15 protein-coding genes and 1 pseudogene are annotated in these 18,920 nt (G+C 35.7%); 6 read left to right on the plus strand and 10 right to left on the minus strand.

The features are described 5' to 3' along the window. Window positions 1–33: 33 nt before the first annotated feature. The 5 genes from ABH968_RS09460 to thrC all read right to left on the minus strand — a co-directional run bounded on the left by ABH968_RS09460 (window position 34) and on the right by thrC (window position 6,099). Window positions 34–504, minus strand: coding sequence for a hypothetical protein (locus tag ABH968_RS09460; protein WP_370043807.1), 471 nt, complete (start codon window positions 502–504; stop codon window positions 34–36). Next, complete coding sequence (locus ABH968_RS09465; RefSeq protein ID WP_370043808.1) at window positions 437–2,611, minus strand: site-specific integrase; 2,175 nt, start codon at window positions 2,609–2,611, stop codon at window positions 437–439. Before ABH968_RS09465 ends, ABH968_RS09460 begins: the two co-directional genes overlap by 68 nt. Before the next feature lie 2 nt (window positions 2,612–2,613). Then, window positions 2,614–3,942 (minus strand): tyrosine-type recombinase/integrase, encoded by a 1,329-nt coding sequence (locus tag ABH968_RS09470; protein ID WP_370043809.1) that lies wholly within the window; start codon window positions 3,940–3,942, stop codon window positions 2,614–2,616. Window positions 3,943–4,120: 178 nt separating this feature from the next. Further along, window positions 4,121–5,050, minus strand: coding sequence for a homoserine kinase (thrB, locus tag ABH968_RS09475; RefSeq protein ID WP_370043810.1), 930 nt, complete (start codon window positions 5,048–5,050; stop codon window positions 4,121–4,123). Then, a complete protein-coding gene (gene thrC / locus ABH968_RS09480; RefSeq protein ID WP_370043811.1) occupies window positions 5,047–6,099 on the minus strand; it encodes a threonine synthase in 1,053 nt (350 codons plus the stop codon). The genes thrB and thrC overlap by 4 nt, the downstream gene beginning before the upstream one ends. 207 nt (window positions 6,100–6,306) lie before the next feature. Here thrC and ABH968_RS09485 point away from each other — a divergent pair, with 207 nt between their 5' ends. Together ABH968_RS09485 and ABH968_RS09490 are read left to right on the plus strand one after the other, a co-directional pair. Further along, on the plus strand, window positions 6,307–7,536 hold the full coding sequence (locus tag ABH968_RS09485) for an MFS transporter (RefSeq protein ID WP_370043812.1): 1,230 nt from the start codon (window positions 6,307–6,309) through the stop codon (window positions 7,534–7,536). A 649-nt stretch (window positions 7,537–8,185) separates the two neighbouring features. After that, entirely contained in the window at window positions 8,186–9,052 is an 867-nt protein-coding gene (locus ABH968_RS09490; protein ID WP_370043813.1) for a MurR/RpiR family transcriptional regulator, read from the plus strand. 67 nt (window positions 9,053–9,119) lie between these two features. Here the strand turns inward: ABH968_RS09490 and ABH968_RS09495 are convergent, their stop codons facing one another. Then, on the minus strand, window positions 9,120–9,920 hold the full coding sequence (locus ABH968_RS09495; protein ID WP_370043814.1) for a GNAT family N-acetyltransferase: 801 nt from the start codon (window positions 9,918–9,920) through the stop codon (window positions 9,120–9,122). 724 nt (window positions 9,921–10,644) lie between these two features. On the opposite strand from ABH968_RS09495, the gene ABH968_RS09500 reads away from it, so the two are divergent. Then, window positions 10,645–11,571, plus strand: coding sequence for a manganese-dependent inorganic pyrophosphatase (locus tag ABH968_RS09500; RefSeq protein ID WP_370043815.1), 927 nt, complete (start codon window positions 10,645–10,647; stop codon window positions 11,569–11,571). A gap of 38 nt (window positions 11,572–11,609) precedes the next feature. On the opposite strand, the gene ABH968_RS09505 is transcribed toward ABH968_RS09500, so the two are convergent. Further along, a complete protein-coding gene (locus tag ABH968_RS09505; RefSeq protein WP_370043816.1) occupies window positions 11,610–12,989 on the minus strand; it encodes an FAD-dependent oxidoreductase in 1,380 nt (459 codons plus the stop codon). 126 nt (window positions 12,990–13,115) lie between these two features. On the opposite strand from ABH968_RS09505, the gene ABH968_RS09510 reads away from it, so the two are divergent. The 3 genes from ABH968_RS09510 to ABH968_RS09520 all read left to right on the plus strand — a co-directional run bounded on the left by ABH968_RS09510 (window position 13,116) and on the right by ABH968_RS09520 (window position 17,694). Continuing rightward, on the plus strand, window positions 13,116–13,823 hold the full coding sequence (locus ABH968_RS09510; protein WP_370043817.1) for a DsbA family oxidoreductase: 708 nt from the start codon (window positions 13,116–13,118) through the stop codon (window positions 13,821–13,823). Between the two features lie 579 nt (window positions 13,824–14,402). Beyond that, entirely contained in the window at window positions 14,403–15,026 is a 624-nt protein-coding gene (locus tag ABH968_RS09515) for an FMN-dependent NADH-azoreductase (protein WP_370043818.1), read from the plus strand. Window positions 15,027–15,333: 307 nt separating this feature from the next. Continuing rightward, window positions 15,334–17,694, plus strand: coding sequence for a bifunctional 2',3'-cyclic-nucleotide 2'-phosphodiesterase/3'-nucleotidase (locus ABH968_RS09520; protein ID WP_370043819.1), 2,361 nt, complete (start codon window positions 15,334–15,336; stop codon window positions 17,692–17,694). 30 nt (window positions 17,695–17,724) lie between these two features. On the opposite strand, the gene ABH968_RS09525 is transcribed toward ABH968_RS09520, so the two are convergent. From ABH968_RS09525 to ABH968_RS09535, 3 genes and pseudogenes are all read right to left on the minus strand, one after another. Next, a complete protein-coding gene (locus ABH968_RS09525) occupies window positions 17,725–18,093 on the minus strand; it encodes a DUF2500 domain-containing protein (protein ID WP_370043820.1) in 369 nt (122 codons plus the stop codon). 38 nt (window positions 18,094–18,131) lie between these two features. Next, window positions 18,132–18,350 carry a YceI family protein gene (locus ABH968_RS09530; protein WP_370043821.1) on the minus strand — a complete coding sequence of 73 codons (219 nt, stop codon included), beginning with the start codon at window positions 18,348–18,350 and terminating at the stop codon, window positions 18,132–18,134. Further along, a pseudogene (locus ABH968_RS09535) lies at window positions 18,340–18,641 on the minus strand (YceI family protein). Before ABH968_RS09535 ends, ABH968_RS09530 begins: the two are co-directional and overlap by 11 nt. Window positions 18,642–18,920: the final 279 nt, after the last annotated feature.

Below are 18,920 nucleotides of genomic sequence, written 5' to 3' on the forward strand. Positions count from 1 at the left end.
AGTTTTACCGAATCGGTTAACTCTATTGTTGTTTTATTTAAACTTTTCAAATTGATTAATTACCCATCTTTTTTGATTCTCAGCCACGTATTGTTCAACCGCAATCAATCTATTTACCAACTCTTCCTTCGTAAACGTCATGTATTTCGTTTTAGTGATGTTTATATCACGTTTAGGTGAAATCCTTCTTAAACTTGATTCATCAAATTTTAAGGGTGGTACGGGCTTTTTACGCATCTTCTTTATTTTAAACGTTCTGCTATGTTTTTGATAATAGGCGTACAAATCATCATTTCTTTTAATTGTATTCGGGTGTATCCCTTTTCCTTTTGAATCAAGTTTTTTTGAATACTCACTAATGTTGTGATAGGTTACAGGAATCCCTTGTTTAACAAGCATATCAATAGTTTCAATACCAATAGAAACCGAGCGCTCTTTACGTTGATGATGTACCTTTTCTAACCATTGACGATCTGAATGTATTTTGTTGGATGGTCGGTTCATATTGACGTTCCTCTCTATACTTTTTTATTAAATCAATTTCCCTTAGTTCTATTTTCGCCTGTTTTGCCATTTCTTTTGCTTTTCGAACTTCAACTTCTAAACCTAGTTGTTTAAAACGTTTCTCCATATCCTTCGACAATTTTATCACTTCAAAAAGTTCATCCTCTTGATCTGGTTCAGGGATTTTCGCTTTGCAACCTAAACATTGCATTTTTGTTGGGCAGACGTAATCAGTAACGCACGTACCGCCTAAAACCTTATTGAATACCCCTACTTTCCCCATGTAATTATCTAATTCTTTTTGCAACTTTTCGCCATTTCTTAAATATGCATCATCTATATCTACATAACTCGATATTACATCATGTAGCTCACCTATCGATTCTGCTATCTGAGTAGGAGTAGGGGCTGAGTAGTAACCTGTTACATTCAGATCCTTTTGATGTAACATTTCTGCTACAATATCAATCGGCATTTTTTGTCGTTGAACAGCTTCTGTTGCGAAAGCATGACGTAAAAGATGTGTTTTTATCTTGACTGGCTGACCATCTTGCGTTTCAAGAACTATTCCATGAAGTAGAAATCGAATACAACCGTATATAGTTTCCTTTTTTATTAACTTTCCTTTGTATTGGAAATAATAGGGTTTCGATTGTGAAAATAGACAATTTCTTTCACCGTTGTATTGAAGACTTGGAATGTTTTGAGTGTCATAATGCTCTTTTAACATTTTTACCACAGTTTGAATTATATTCATTGTCTGTTTACTGATATAAAATTCTTCTAGTGTATCTCTGCCTTTAGGAATCGCTTTAAAAGAAAAATGTAATCTATCTTTTACTTTCTTAGCTTGTATGCATTCTTTTGTATTATTAATTTGAAGTACTTCACTTATTCTTGCACCCGTAGTCGTTAATATATCAATTGCTAAAAGTCCAAATTTACAAGCGACATAAAATGGCTCTACATCTATTAATAAACCTTTTACCTTATCTTTATGTAAAGAAAAAAAGGGGGTAGATGATAATAATATTCCTTTATGTTGTGAACCAAACGGCATAGGATATTTTCCGTTATCATTTTTATATCCCCAATTGGATAAAAAATTTAAAATGCTTTCATGCTCTTGAAGGGGTCTTGTTCTATTCCAGTTTCCTAATACATTTTTCTTGATTAATTCATTAAACCAAAGGTCTTCACTTTCACAAGCATCGTTAGATTGTGAACGAATAAATTCAAGGAAATATGCATTGTTTTCAACGGAATAGGTAAGCTTTCTTTCTCTAGCATATTTTATTACTGTATCTGAGAACTCTGTATGATGACTAAGTACGAAAGATGGTTTATCCCATAAACGAAAATAAAAACGCTTTCCAATACGATCGGGTTCATCATAATAAAACTCTGAAGGTAGAGCTATAGATTCAGTTTCAACTTTATTGATTTGCTTTTGAAAAGCATCTCGTATTCTGTTCATTTGATTCCAACGAAAGTTTGCTTCTGCCCTAATTGCTGGAAGATTGGGCACAACTGCATCTGTTTCATCTTTTCGAATAGTTTGTGCATTTTCAATTGCTAATTTAGTGAAAGTAAAATCCCGACTATCAAAAGAGGGATATTTAAATAGATATTTTTTTAAGTATTCTTGTTCTTCAATAGATAATGTACTTAATACCCATTTATTCGTATCGTAGGAGGCTGCATTATAGTATCTTAATGATATACTTTTCTTATTATAAGAATCGTTTGGGAGAACTTCTCCTTTTAAATACTTATAAAAATGAATATCTACATCGAAATCAGACAAATTAATTAGTGAAAATACTTTAAAAATATCTTTCAAACGAGCATTTAAAATTGATAAGTGGTTTTTAATCGTCTTAAACGCTTTATTGCTATCAGTTTCGATCATTGCAATTAATAATAAATGGTTTCTCCAATCGAAGTCTAAGCTATTATTGTGAAGATATTTCATAATCCTTTCATCTATTTTGTCTATCAAAAATTCATCTCTACTGTTTTGTAAACACATAAGCTTCATGTCCATTTTATCAAACCAAATTTGATGCCATTTTGTTATCGGCATCTGGACTTTAGTTTTATTCATATTTACTCCAACCCTTCTAATAATTCTTTTAAATCTTCATCAAAACTTTCGATAGTCTGTGATTCCATGACTCTAAGCTTTGATTTCCTCGAAGATTTACTTTTCTTAATATATTCTTTTTCGTTTTGTTGCATTTGTTTTAGCATTTTTTCATGCAATTCTTGATGTTTCATTTCATCAAAGTGATGTTCATATACATTTATCGTATCTGGATTTTTCCATTTCATATATTTTATTAACTCGTTTTTTCGTTGCTGGATTTCAGTTTCATTTTTTGCAATGTTATAAATCTCTCGTAATCGAGAAGTAACGAACCAATGTCTTGCTTTATGTGGATTTAAACTAATCCCATTGGCTTTCATCGCTTTTTTCCAATGATAATACCATGCATGATAGGTAAAGGGCTTACCGTTCGATGATAAAAATAGAGAAGCTTCATCTGGTAGTTCATGAAAACTTAAATGGTTTTTATCAATAGACTTTCGCTCGGAGTCAATATAGTGAAACAATCGTTTAACTGTATCTTTGCTAAAACGTAGGAACTTTACTTTTCTACCATGACTACCTTTGTTAAACGTAATTAATTCTTGATGGCTTTGCCGTTTTCGATAATCCCCAATAGTAAGCTCAATAATTTCTGATGCTCTTGCCCCAGTTTCAAATAACATTCGTGCAATTATCATTTCTCGTAGAGACCAATTTACCTTTTTACCTGCCAGATAGACCTGATAAGGCAATTCTATATCGTCAATAATTTGTGGCTGCCATTCTTCGTTAATGATTTTAAAATAGGAATCAGTTAATCTACGATGATTTAAAGGTTCTTCAGTTCCAGCAATTGCAGGCATTCTAGATTTATTTTTTCGTACGCTACTTTCCCTAAATTGATACGGAGTGGCTTTATCATCAATAAAAGGATTACAATACGTATAGTAACCTAAGCGTATCATAGCTTTATAGAATGATTTTAGCGCTGACAGAAAATGACTAATAGAATTTGGACTTTTTCTTGTTAAGCTCACAAATCGGTATGTATCTTTATCTCTTATTTTGCAATACATCTCATTTGTTAAATAATCCTCAACTACAGTACGAATCTTTTCTGCATTATCATTCCACGCTACACGCTTTCTTTTATAATTACTTAATCTGTCTAACCATTTAAAAAAGGGGAGTATACAGTTTAAATAGGATCTTGCTGACGTTTTATCTATTCTTCCTAAACAATCATGGTAATAATCAGTTAAGGGTAAAAATGGTTGGTCGTTTTTAAATACCAATAAATTATATTTGCTTTTCGTGCACTTCGGACAATATTCATACCAATACAAAACTTTCGCCTCCATTAAATGATAACTTTCGTTTAATTTAACTTTTCACCTTATAAAATAGTACAAATTATTTCAAAAAAAAAATGTACACCACTAAATTTTAATTTAGTAATGTACATTTTTTATATTATGTGCAACATTTTAAATAATGGATAGTAAAATCAAACATAATGTACTATTACTTACTTTTAATATTACTAAGTAGTAGACGTCCTAATTTTACCTTTACACCATTTTTATCGGCTTTTGTTAAGATAATTTGATGATCTGGAAATTGATTTTTCATGGTATTTACGAAATCTTGCGCAATAGCAGTAGGGATGATGGAAATCAGTGTTGGTCCAGCACCGCTTAAAGCCGTTCCAAATGCCCCATTAGCCTTTGCGGCTGCATGAATTTCTGTATATTGTGGAATTAAATTGGCGCGGAAAGGTTCATGGAATAAATCAGCTTCCATATAACGACCTGCACGCTCAAAATCATGAACCATTAATGATGCTGCTAGCATATTTGCATTTGCAGAGGCCCTCACTGCATATGCACGGTCAAATTGTTCTGGTAAAACAGACCGAGATTCACTTGTTTTTAGTTCGACATCGGGCACATACACAACAAAGGAAGCATCTATATCATTGACATGAATTGTATCAACAACGCCATTTTCATCCATTGAGGAAATTGTTAATCCTCCTAATACCGAGGCTGTTGCATTGTCTGGATGTCCTTCGATTTGTGATGATAAATTGAGTTTATCCTGTACAGTTAAGCCTAGGTCACAGACTTGGTTAGCTAGTTCAATTCCTGCAACGATGACTGCTGCACTACTCCCCAAACCACGGGCTAATGGAAGCTCACTTGCCATTTCAACACGGCAAGCAGGTAGCTGCTTACCGTATTGATCCGCAATATTTTTGGCAATCACGTATAGTAAGTGCTCTTCCAGCTCAAACTCTATAGGACCATTATCATCGAGGTGGATAATTTCCCAACTATCCTGTAAAGTCACGGTTAACTTTAAGTAAAGAGATAAGCCAAGCCCTATTGAATCAAAGCCAGGGCCTAGATTGGCTGTGCTTCCAGGAACCGTGATTTCCCACATGTTACTCATAGTACGCCCTCGATGTATTTTCGAATTTCTTCTTCATCGTTTTTAAGTGAGACAACATCTACAGTTGAGACATTCATTGCAGTATCAGGATCTTTCAATCCATTACCCGTGAAAATTGTCACAACTTTAGAGCCCTTCTGAATCTTGCCATTTTCAACGGATTTAATAACGCCCGCTAATGATGCAGCTGAACCTGGTTCAACGAAAATTCCTTCAGTGCCAGCAATTAATTTGTAAGCGGCTAAAATTTCTTCGTCTGTAACCGAATCAATAATTCCACCAGACTCATCGCGAGCTGCTTCTGCAAATTTCCAGCTTGCAGGATTGCCGATACGAATAGCTGTCGCCACTGTCTCAGGATTAGCAATAGGTTCACCTTTTACAATTGCTGCTGCACCTTCAGCTTCAAAGCCGAACATCTTTGGTAAACCAGAGCCTTTTGCAGCATCATATTCTTTAAAGCCTTTCCAATACGCAGTAATGTTACCTGCGTTACCAACAGGGATACAAAGATAATCTGGAGCTGTTCCTAAAGCATCTACAATTTCAAATGATGCCGTTTTTTGCCCCTCGATGCGGTATGGATTCACAGAGTTTACAAGTGCGACTGGAGTTGTTTCACTTACTTGACGAACAATATTTAATGCATCATCAAAATTACCGTCGATTTCGATAATCTTTGCACCATACATTGTCGCTTGGGCTAGTTTACCAAGGGCCACTTTTCCTTTAGGGATAACGACTATGGACTGGATTCCAGCACGTGTTGCATAAGCTGCTGCGGCAGCTGATGTGTTACCAGTTGAAGCGCAAATAACACATTTGCTACCATCCTCAATCGCTTTTGCAACGGCAAATACCATACCACGGTCTTTAAAAGAACCGGTTGGATTTGCACCTTCGATTTTTCCATAAAGCTCAATGCCAAGTTTTTTAGATAAATTTACTAAATGTATAAGAGGCGTATTGCCTTCGTTTAAAGTTAGAGCTGGTGTATTTTCTGTTACGGGTAAAAATTGTTTATATTCTTCAATTAGGCCTTTCCACATAACGTTTACGATCTCCTTTTGTTCTTATAGAAAGAACAGTTGTTTTTGTATAAAAGACATTTTAACGCAAATTGCCCTATGTTTTCAATAGCATTTCAGAAATTGTCGAAACAATTCGGTAATTTGAATTTTTCCTTGTCACTTTCTTGAAACAACTGTATAGTAAACTTACGATTGTATAGTCAAGTGTAAAGACAGGTGGTTAAAATGACGACAAATACAGTAACAACGAGTAAGTCTCAACAATCTATTTCTCGCAATAAGCTTTTAGGGGTAGCAGGCGTTGGATGGCTTTTCGATGCAATGGATGTAGGAATATTATCATTCGTTATTGCAGCATTAGCAGTTGAGTGGGGATTAACGCCAAGTCAATCGGGCTGGATAGGTAGCATAAACTCAATTGGGATGGCTGTAGGAGCTCTTATTTTCGGCGTGCTTGCCGATAAAGTGGGACGTAAGCAAATTTTTATGTGGACGCTTGTGTTATTTTCGATTGCAAGTGGTTTGTCTGCATTTACAACTACATTAGCTGCTTTTATGGCACTACGCTTTTTAGTAGGCATGGGACTAGGGGGAGAATTGCCAGTCGCATCGACGCTAGTTTCTGAGAGTGTAGAAGCCAAAGAGCGTGGGCGAGTGGTTGTTTTACTGGAAAGCTTCTGGGCGGTGGGCTGGTTAATCGCAGCATTGATTTCGTATTTTGTTATTCCATCATGGGGATGGCGTATGGCTTTATTGTTAACGGCAATTCCAGCAATATATGCAATTTATCTTCGCTGGCACTTACCAGATTCACCACAATTTGCCGTAAAGGCAGAGTCTAAGAAACGTAGTGTTGTGCAAAATATTCGAGAAGTATGGTCAAAAAAATATGTACGCTCGACACTTATGTTATGGGTGTTATGGTTTACGGTTGTTTTCTCGTATTACGGTATGTTTTTATGGCTACCTAGTGTCATGGTTGGTAAAGGCTTTGATATGATTACGAGCTTTAAATATGTTCTCATTATGACGCTTGCTCAGCTACCAGGTTATTTTACAGCTGCATGGTTTATAGAAAAATTCGGACGGAAATTTGTACTTGTTTCTTATTTAATTGGTACAGCTGTAAGTGCTTTCATTTTTGGTAATGCTGAAACAATAGTAGTGCTATTAACTTCGGGGATGTTTTTATCGTTCTTTAACTTAGGGGCTTGGGGTGCACTTTATGCTTATACACCAGAGCAGTATCCAGCTACTATTCGTGGAACGGGTGTAGGAATGGCAGCAGCTGTTGGGCGCATCGGTGGTATTTTTGGACCTCTGTTAGTAGGCTTTTTGTTAACAGCAGGTTATGATATCGGCTACATTTTCGCTATTTTCTGTGGAGCGATTATTATCGGTGTTGTCGGAGTAATATTTTTAGGTCAAGAAACGAAACAAATTGAATTAGAATAACAAAAAGAATCATGTCTTGGATGAACTATAGTCCAAGACATTTTTCTAATTCAATTACATAAAAATTAGAAATCATTAATTTTTATACAAATATTTTAAAAAATCTGTTAAAATCACAAAATAAGGTTTACCACTGAAAATGGGAATTGATTTGTTAAAACGTATAGCATGCGGATAAGTTGATTGGAGTGCAGGTTAGTGACTTATTGGGGATCAGCAATAGAAGAACGAAGGCTAAAACCATCACATCCTATGATAACGCCTTCGTGACCAACATCGTGCCGCTGACGCTTCGCTTTCGCACAAAAAACATCTGTTGCTGTTGCTACGTTGCACTTCGCTTTCGCACAAAACACATTTGTTGACCCGAGACCCTGAAGCGAGCTTTGTTAGGAAAGCGCGCAGTGGCAACCCAAAATTAACCTTCAAGTGATGGTGATGATTCATCAATAAACTTTGATAATGAAAATAGAACGATTTTATGTCTTTTTTTCGAACTATTATATTAGCAAGTTGAAGCGTTGAAGATTTTTCGGAAAAGTCATTGTATTCAGAATCTAATCGTGATACTGTATTTTTAATCGAATTCAGAGTCAGTAGGAAACAATCTCCATTCGTGATAATTTCATTGAAAGAAAGGTTGTTAGAAATGAGCATTAAAGAAGATATAGAAAGAAAATTTGTTAGGCTGTCGAAGGGACAGCGTAAAGTTGCGCAATTTGTTATGAATAACCCTACAGTTATAATTGGTAACGGAGCAGCAGAAGTTGGTAGACAGGCGAATGTTAGTGAATCGACAGTTATTCGTTTTTGTTATGCGATGGATTTATCGGGCTATGTAGAGCTTCAAGACAAGGTTAGAAGCTATTTAATGACTCAAGATGATGGTGCGAGTCTTCAAACTACATATTCTTCAAGCAAGAAGGATATTCCGAGTTTTGGTAAGGTGATGCAACGTGATATTCAAAATATTCAAGATACGATTCATTTGATTAACCATAATATGCTTCAAAAAAGCTCGGAATGGATGCATGAAGCAGAGAACGTTTATATTTTAGGTACTCGTCAAGCTGCGTCCATTGCAAATTGGTTATCGTCTACAATGAAAACTTTACGCCCAAATGTGAAACAGCTTCGCTCAGAATCCGACGATATTGTACAGCAAATTAACAGTATGAGTGAGCACACGACATTAATAGTTTTTTCATGGGAAAAGCATTCAAACGATATTCAAACGATTGTAGAAATTGCCAAGAAGAAAAAGGCTAAAATTATTGCCATTACTAGTTCGGCGTTGTCTTCAATTCGGGAATATGCAAGTGCGTTATTTTCACTTGGTCTGAAAAAGCAATCTTCATTGGACGTTATTCCAGTTTTGTTTTCGTTTTTACATGCGCTAATTGAGGAAATGGTCAGTCAGGATAAGGCACAATATGAGAAATTTCAGCAATCATATGAACAAGTAGAAAATAATTTGCTATTCTTAGATGCTGCAAGAGAAAAGCAGGTTTTCTAAAAACTTTACAACGCTACACATAAAAAAAGATGTCCAAATAAGTTTTAGACATCCTTGAAAAAGAAGCTTATAAAATTTTACTTAAGCTATATTCGTTAATAAAGGTATCATTTAATTTAATGGCGTTTTGTCGGATACCTTCTTGCTGAAAACCTAATTTTTTAAACAAATTTAAAGCACCATCATTATGCTCCATAACAGATGCTTCTAAGCGTAAAATATCTCGCTGTATAGACCAGCGTTCAACTGCCTTCATCAGCTCTGAACCGATACCTTGTCGCTGATACTCTTCCTTAACAGCTAGGCGAACTGATGCAACATGCTTAGCTTTAGAATGTTTATATCCATGGACAACGGCATAGCCAGCAAAAATGCCATTTAATATACAAAGTAAAATCGTACGGTTTTTCAATTGTTTCCAATAGCCTAAATCTTTACGAAGCTGTTGAACTGTGAGGTCTAATTCGTTTTCCATATTATACATGAAGTCTGTTTTTTGGAAAATTTCTTCTTGCAAATGAATAAATGATCTAGCGTCTGATGCTTCAATTGCTCGAATTATGTATGCAGGTGGGTTATCGTCATTTTTAGAAATATTGCTCGTAGTCTTCATTTGTGTACGCGCGAAAGTTACACTGGTACCGAGTTTTACATCAATGACATAGTAGCCTGCATTTGTCCATGACAAATAGTGAGAGAGTGGGGGCTTTGTTTTCTTCCACCAGCTCCTATTCAAGTAAGCTGCATTTGGTAAGGCTTGTCCCATAATATTTTCGAGTTCGCTAAATGATAAAGTAATTTCTTGTTGTAAAGCTACTTCAAAATAATTTGCTAAAGGAATATACTTTTTTTCCATCTTCTTTGTCATCGTGATCCCCATTTCCTGTATATCCTAATAAATATAGACTATCTGATAATAGCATAAAATTACGGTTTCTTAAATATAAAACACAACTATATATCTATTAATAGTAAATATTTTTTTAAAACTATGTATTATTATTATTAAATGGTATAAATAGGATGTTATTAAAAGGGAAATATATTAAATTTAATGATAACCTAGAAATAGTATTAATAGGTAGTTTCCCGATGATTACCATACAGTAGATTTGATTTCCGTTTCGACTGTGCGTTTTTCTGAGGGCGTCGGATGAGCCGCTTGGGCCTACAAATGTGTTTTGTGCGAAAGCGAAGCGGATAGTACGATGTTGGTCATGAGCCGTCATCACAGGGCGTGGTGCCTTTAGCCTTCGCGTTTCTCTACTGGCTCTCTCCAGGATTGCATCTGTGATATTATGATCCCCAAGGAGTCCCCGAGTTTTTACTCCAATCAACTCATATTTATGGCATACGTTTTAACAAATATCCTCCTCCATTTTGTGATTGACTAATATTTAAATTAGCTTCTTTAATGTATAGGAAAGATAAATAATACATGAAGACGCAGTTATCCTAAAATAGGAGATTTTAGTTGTGTATTGGCAGTAGATCCTTTATAGATAAACTTTCACTTTATAATATGTTTGTTCATAAGGTATGATAAAATAAAAAATAATAAATGTTATTGCCATTTAGGAGGAATAAATTCAATGAGTAAAGTTTTAGTTTTTGGTCATAAAAATCCAGATACAGACACAATTACATCTGCAATTGTATATGCATATTTAAAACAGCAAATTGGCGTTGATGCTGAAGCGGTACGCCTTGGAGAAGTAAATAACGAAACACAATTTGCTTTAGATAAATTTGGCTTTGAGGCACCTCGATTAATTTCATCAGTAGTTGGAGAAGCAGAAAAAGTAATCCTTGTAGACCACAATGAGTTCCAGCAATCTGCTGATGGCATTGGAGAAGTACAAATTACAGAGGTAATTGATCATCACCGTATTGCAAACTTCCAAACGGCTGATCCACTATACTACCGTGCAGAACCTGTAGGCTGTACTGCAACGATTTTAAACAAAATCTTTAAAGAACATGGCGTAGCAATTCCTGCAAATATTGCTGGATTAATGCTTTCTGCCATCGTTTCTGATACTTTATTATTCAAATCTCCAACTTGCACAGAGCAAGATGTAAAAGCTGGTGAGGAGCTAGCAAAAATTGCAGATGTTGATGCCGCTGAATACGGTTTAGCAATGCTTAAAGCGGGTGCTGACCTTTCAGATAAATCATTAGTAGATCTTTTATCATTAGATGCAAAAGAATTCCAATTCGGTGAATATAAATCAGTAGTAGCTCAAGTAAACGCTGTCGATATTAACGATGTACTTGGTCGTCAAGAGGAATTAGAAATTTTATTAAATAAAAATGTAGCGGAAAATGGCTTAGATTTATTCTTCTTTGTTGTAACAGATATTTTAAACAATGATTCAACTGCCGTTGCAATTGGACAAGTAGCAGAGGCTGCAGCAAAAGGATTTGGTGCTGAACTGGTGAATAATCGCATTCTTTTACCAGGTGTTGTATCTCGTAAAAAACAAATTGTTCCAGTTTTAACTGATGCATTGAAATAATGAAAAGAGGTTGTCCTAAAAAAGGGCAACCTCTTTTTTCACTCTAGTTTTAAGGGGTGTACAGCAGGACCTTCAAGAACTTCTCCTTTGGCATTAAAGCGAGAACCATGACAAGGGCAATCCCAAGTTTCGTCGGCTTCATTCCATTTTGTTTTACAGCCTAAATGCGTGCAAGTTGGTGTATTGGCATGTTTAACATAACCTGTCACGAACTCCTTGGCTACGAAACCTCCTACCTTTAGCATCTGCATAAACTGAGCCCCAAATTTCGTACGTGCTGGCGAATAAAGAGGAATTGCACCATCCTCATTCCCTGCTCCTGTTATTAGGGAGGATAGTAAATCTCCAGCTACAAATGAATTAGAAATTCCCCATTTTCGATAGCCAGTTGCAATGAAAACATTAGGCAAGGACTGTGTAATCCTGCCAACATACGGGACCATATCAGGTGTTTCAATATCCTGCGCTGACCAGCGATAGATTGGATCCTGATCGAAATGCGCCTTCATTTCATTTTGAATAGCCTCATAATAGGGCTCCGTATTGGTTGTTTCACCTGCAATATGATTAGCTCCACCTAATACTAAATAATGCTCACCGTTAATGGTAGCTGTCCGAATAGAGCGAGTAGGATTATCGACGCATAAATATTGACCTTGTAGTGTATCAGTAATTTTCCCAGCAACCATATAGGAGCGACTGTTAGAAAGTTTAAAAAGCTGAAGTCCTCTAAAGGCTTCGATTGGATAATGTGTGCACAAAATAAGTTTGTTATATTGAACCGACATATCATTTGCGGTATGTAAGCTATTTTGTGGGATGTTTAATTGCTGAACACGGGTATTTGCATAGATTTTTGCACCCATTGATAATGCTTCTTTTACAAGGAAATTACAAACTTCTACTGGATGTATTTGTGCCTGTTGGGACATGCTAAGTGCTTTTGTAATTGGGAAAGGAAGCTCTGTATCAGAAGTGATTTTCGCCTTAATATTTAATACTTTATAGGCATTCCATTCTTTTAATAATTGGGCATAGCCTTCTTTTGTTTGGCAATAAAGCAATGAATCTACTTGTTGAATACTTTCTTTAGGGAGTAATTGCAATGCTTTTTCTACGGCTATTTGGTTGAGCTGATAATAGAGTCGTGCTTCATCTACAGAAAGCTTTTCAATAAGGTTGGCATAAACTAAGCTATGCTGTGCAGTTAATTTTCCTGTTGAATTACCAGTCGTACCATGACCGATATGGGAATTTGCTTCAAGCAAGACTACATCTACACCTGATTTTGCTAAGATATAGGCTGTATATAATCCAGTCAAGCCTCCACCGATTATACATACATCACAAGTTGTTGATGCAGGAAGAGATGGTAGCGAGACGGGATCAATTGTTCCGAGCCAAAGAGATTGTGTCATACATAACCCTCACATTGTTTTTACGTTCAGTATGTAGATTGATTTGAAAATTTATGCAATGAAGCTTAAAAATTGCCTTACTGTAATTACTATCGCTACAATGTAGCAAAAGGAGCGTGACTATCTATGAAAATTGAAATCTGGTCAGATTATGTATGTCCATTTTGTTATATTGGTAAAAAGCAGTTAGAGCAGGCGATTCAGGATACTGGTTATACAGGGCAGGTAGAGCTCGTTTATAAAAGCTATCAACTTGACCCAACAACACCTGTGGATACAAATGTGACTACGTATGAAGCATTGGCGAAAAAGTATGGAATGTCGCTAGAAAAAGCGAAGGAAATGACGCAAGGTGTTGCTGCTCGCGCAAAAGAAGTTGGTCTAGATTATAACTTTGATCATTTAATGGAGGAAAATACATTAAAAGCGCATCGTCTAGTAAAATGGGCAGAACAACAAGGGGATGTTACAGCGCTTGTTGAAGCACTATTGCACAATTATTTTATTGAAGCAAAGCGTATTGGCCAGGATGATGTATTAATCGATATTGCTGAGCAAGTAGGTCTGAATCGTGAAGAAGTTGTAAAAGTTCTTTCTAGCGATGATTTTAAAACAGAAGTAGAGACTGATATACAAGAAGGACTGCAGCTTGGCGTACGAGGGGTACCGTTCTTTGTATTAAATCGTAAGTACGGTATTTCTGGGGCACAACCGCAAGAAGTATTTGAAGAAACTTTACGTAAAGTAGCAGAGGAAGAAGGCTTACAACCAGGATTAAAGATGGCAGGCTCTGAAGATGGTGGAGTTTGTACCGATGATAGTTGTAAATTTTAATTTTGTTGTTGAAAGTAAGAAATAATAGAACCTGATCACTTTGGGCAGGAAGCAGATCTGACTATTACAACATTCGGGTAAGGACCTCGAAAAAGTTGGGTTCCCTTACAGAATGCTCTCGAAACACGAAGAAGTCTAGTAAGTTCATTTCACACTCCAAGCAACCTAACACATATGCATTAATAGCTAATTAACAAAAGGGGATGGATCTTTGTTAAACGCATATCATGTGGCAAAGTTGATTGGAATGGAGACTGGGCGACTCCTTGGGGATTAGCGTCACAGATGAGACCCTGGAGCGAGCGCATAGGGGAACGAAGGCTAAAATCATCACGTCCTGTGATAACGCCTTCGTGACCAACATCCTTTTGGCCCAAGCGGCTCATCGGACGCCCCCAGGAAAGCGCCCAGTCGGAATGGAAATCAACCTTACTTTATGATGTAAATATTTTGAATCAACCACATTTCAGTCAAAAGTCTGAGTCTACTAGCGTTGACTTTTTCCGCAAATTTTTTTAATATACTTATATATCTTGAATTCGAGATATTAAACTTTGATTTTAAGGGAGAATTTATATAATGAATGTATTAGTAGTAAAAGCAAACAACCGTCCAGATGGTATTTCAACAAAAATGTACGACACATTTATGGAAAATGTACAAGGTGTAGACGTAACGACTTTTGACGTATTCGCAGAAGATATGCCTTATTTCGGACAAGATCTTTTCAATGCTTTTGGTAAAGTTCAAAACGGTGAAGCGTTAACTGACATTGAATCACGTCTTTTAGCAGCAAAACAAAAAGCAATGGATGCTTTAACTGCAGCTGATGTTGTTGTATTTGCTTTCCCACTTTGGAATTTAACAATCCCAGCGAAATTACAAACTTTCATTGACTATGTATTCCAAGCTGGTTATACATTTAAATATAATGAAAACGGTCAGTTAGAAGGCTTAATGACTGACAAAAAAGCAGTTATTTTAAATGCTCGTGGTGGTTACTATTCTTCACCTGAAGCACAACCAATGGAAATGTCAGTTAACTATATCAAAAACGTTGTTGGCATGTTCGGTATGGAAATTATCGAAGAGGTTATCATTGAAGGTCATAACGCGTCACAAGATAAAGCACAAGAAATTATTGCAAATGGCCTAGAAGCGGTTAAAAAAGTAGCTCAATCTTTACAAACTGTAAACGCATAATAAATTATTTTTTAATAAAAGTTCTCTCTAATTTGAGAGAACTTTTTTTTATTTCTTTCATAGAGGTATGGTAATGGTAAGGAGGTCTGAAATATTGGTATTATACGCTTATTCTTGATTTACATTTAATAACATCACGTTATGTGAAATAAATATGAAATGATATTAATCCATCATTTTCTAGTAAAGTGTTTTGCTATTCGTTTAAAAATACATACAATTAGGACTATTTGTTCAGTTAATAAAGCAATTAGTATAATATAATAGAAATCGTAGGAAAATATTAGATTTATAGGGAGGCTGTTTCATGAATAAGAAATTAATGACTAAATTCTTAGCAATGTTACTTGTTCTATTCACGGTGTTACCATTTGGACTATCCGCAAATGCTGCATCAGGCGATGTGACACGTGGGGATTACGTGAAAGAATTAGTAGAAAGCTTAAATGTGGAGCTAGGTGATGGTTCGAAAATTGCCTTCACTGACGTCTCTAAGGATTTAGCCCCGTATGTAGAAAAAGCAGTAGAATTGAAGCTTATTAAAGGTAAAACTGCGACATTGTTTGGTCCAAATGATAAATTGACACGTCAACAAGCATTTGTTATTTCTGCCCGTGGATTAGTCAAAGAAAACGCTCCGCTTTCTGTATTAAATAAGTTTAAAGATGCAGATCAAATTGCTACAACACATAAGCAAGATTTAGCAAATGCTGTTGCAGCAAACATCTTACAAGGCTTTGAAGATAACACAATTCGTCCTCGTGACTATGTAACAACTGATCAAATGCAAAGTATTATTGAACGTTTTGTAGCTGAATACAAGTTACCTACATCTACAACTAAAGTAGACCTTCAAATTTTAGGAACAACAGATATTCATACAAACCTTGCAAATTATAATTATTTTTTAGATGCTGAATCATCTGATATAGGTTTAGCAAATACAGCAACATTAATTGAACAAACTCGTGCTGAAAATCCGAATACACTACTATTTGATAATGGTGATTTAATTCAAGGAACACCACTAGGATCTTATAAAGCGTTAGAGAATGTTTTAAAACCAGGTGAAGTTCATCCAGCTATTGCAGCACTAAATTCACTGAAATATGATGGTGGAACTTTAGGAAACCATGAGTTCAACTATGGTTTAGAGTTTTTAGATGAAGTATTAAATGATGCAAAATATCCAGTCGTAAATGCAAACACATACGACGCTAAAACAAAAAAGCATATGTACACACCTTATGTAATTCTTGATAAAGAGGTTGTAGACAATACAGGTAAAAAGCACACACTTAAAGTTGGCGTTACAGGTATCGTACCTACGAAAATTGTTGAATGGGATGCTATTCATTTAGCAGGCAAAGTAGAAATGCAAGAACCAGTTGAAGCGGTGAAAGAGGTTGTACCAGAAATGCAAAAAGCAGGTGCAGACGTAATTGTAGTACTTTCACACTCAGGTATTGGTGAGGATACTTACGTAAAAGGTAACGAGAACGTAGGATACCAAATCTCTGAGATTGAAGGGGTAGACGCTTTAATTACAGGTCACTCTCATTTAACATTCCCAGGTGACTATAAAAATCTTAAAAATGTTGATCAAGAAAAAGGGACAATTAACGGAGTACCTACAGTAATGGCAGGAAGCTATGGTAGCTATCTTGGAGTTATTGATTTAAACCTAGAACAACAAGGCTCTAAATGGGTTGTGGTGGATGGACAAGGTTCTATCCGTTCTATCAAACAAGAAGGCTTACAACCATCTAAAACAGTTTTAAATGCAATTAAAGAAGCGCATGAAGGTACATTGAAGTATATACGTCAGCCTGTTGGTGAGACAACTGCACCAATCCATAGCTACTTCTCGATGGTTCAAGATGATCCTTCTATTCAAATTGTGACACAATCTCAAAAATGGTTTATTGAAAAAGAGTTAAAAGGTACAGCTGATGAAAAAACACCACTACTTTCTGCTGGTGCTCCTTTCAAGGCAGGCTCTCGTAATAACCCTGCAGATTACACAAATATTCCTGTAGGTCCGCTTGCGATTAAAAATATGGCAGACATCTATTATTACGATAATACGGTTGCAACGATTAAAGTAACAGGTGCACAAGCTATTGAATGGTTAGAAATGGCTGCTGGTATTTTTGCAACAGTTGATCCAAATAAAACTGAAGAACAAAATATTATTGATCCAGAGGCACGTTCTTACAATTTTGACGTATTAGATGGCTTAACATATCAAATCGATGTAACATCTCCAGCGAAATATGATAGTCGAGGTATTCTAGTAGATGAAAAAGCAAATCGTATTAAAAACGTACAATACAACGGTAAACCAATTGATGTAAATCAAGAATTTATCATTATTACGAACAATTACCGCGTGGGTGGTTCTTATGGTGCCACATTTAAAAATACAAATGGCTCTAACATAACAAACTATGCTTATGAAAATCGCCAAGCTGTAATTGATTACGTTATGGAAAATAAAACAATTAATCCTGCTGCGGATAACAACTGGTCATTTGTACCGTTCCCAGCAAATACAAAAATTATTTACCACACTGCTAAGGATGCACAAAAAGTCATTCCAGCAGGTAGCAATATCGAATATTTAGGAGATACAGAAGGCGGCTTTGGTAAATATTTAATTAAGTAATAATGAAATGTTAAAAAGGAGAGCGCGTTGTTAAACGCTGCTCTCCTTTTTGTGTCGCTCAAATGCATGATAACGTGTTCCTTGAAATGTTAATAAGCCAAAGTCACCATCTGCAAGCTGTCCATAATCATGGCCATTCATTTTTAATTCTAGACGATCGCCACTTTGCACTTCAAACGTTACATAGTACGATGTATGAGCACTAGAGTTACCAGAACCTCCACGAGTATTTGAACGTTTTGTTACGACTTTAGCGGGTACTGTTAATACTGGTTCATTGTTGTTTTTCGACCATTGTAAGATACCTCTAATAATAGTAAATGCCATAATACCGAACACGATAAAAAATATTATTGAAATAAAACTGGGTGCATAAGAGAATTCATCAAACCCAACCATAAAAGGCCTCCAATCTATGAAATATGTGCTTGAAGTCGTTATAAAGGATTTATTTCAAGATCCACCACAACATCGATTACATCACTAATTAATACACCACCTGTTTCTAAGAGATTTTTGTAAAATAAATTAAAATCTCGACGGTCAATTTGTGCCTTAGCTTGGAATCCATGTACTTCTTGCGCCCATGGATTTACATCGTTCCCTGTATATACTGTTGTAAATACGATAGGCTTCGTTATGTCTTTAAATAGCAAACTTCATATCTTCTAGTTTTTCAATATATGTAGACGTAAATGAAATTTTTGGATAAATGTCAGCGTCAAAAAAATCAGGAGATACAAGATGCACATCGCGATCAAAGTTTTTCGTAGAAACACTAGCAACAGCGATTGTGAATGATATGTTTGCATCCGCCATTTGTTCAATATCTGACACAGCTATTTCTGCATTGTACGATTCAATACACCATATATTTTTGATACCATCATATGTCGTACAGAAAAGCCAATAGTTGAATGACTAAAATCAATCGCATACTTTTGCATTGGAAAAGCCCCCTAAAACAGTATCTTACACGAATAATAAATGAAACAATTCAGATATTCAATGAGTTTTTTGAAAAAATGAGAAAATATTACATTGATAAAAGTTTCTTTTGTGAATGTTTAAAATGATTATAAAAACTCTGATTCGCGAAAGACAGTTTTGTCAACATAACGTCATAACCGTACGTAATCTTTTCTTTTACAAAGGGGATACAACAATGGAAGGAGTCATAATAATAAAATCATGTGCATCTATTTAGAAGTAAGTTGCCATTTTCA

Origin of the sequence: Lysinibacillus sp. RC79 (genome assembly GCF_041262405.1) — a bacterium.
GTDB lineage: Bacteria > Bacillota > Bacilli > Bacillales_A > Planococcaceae > Lysinibacillus.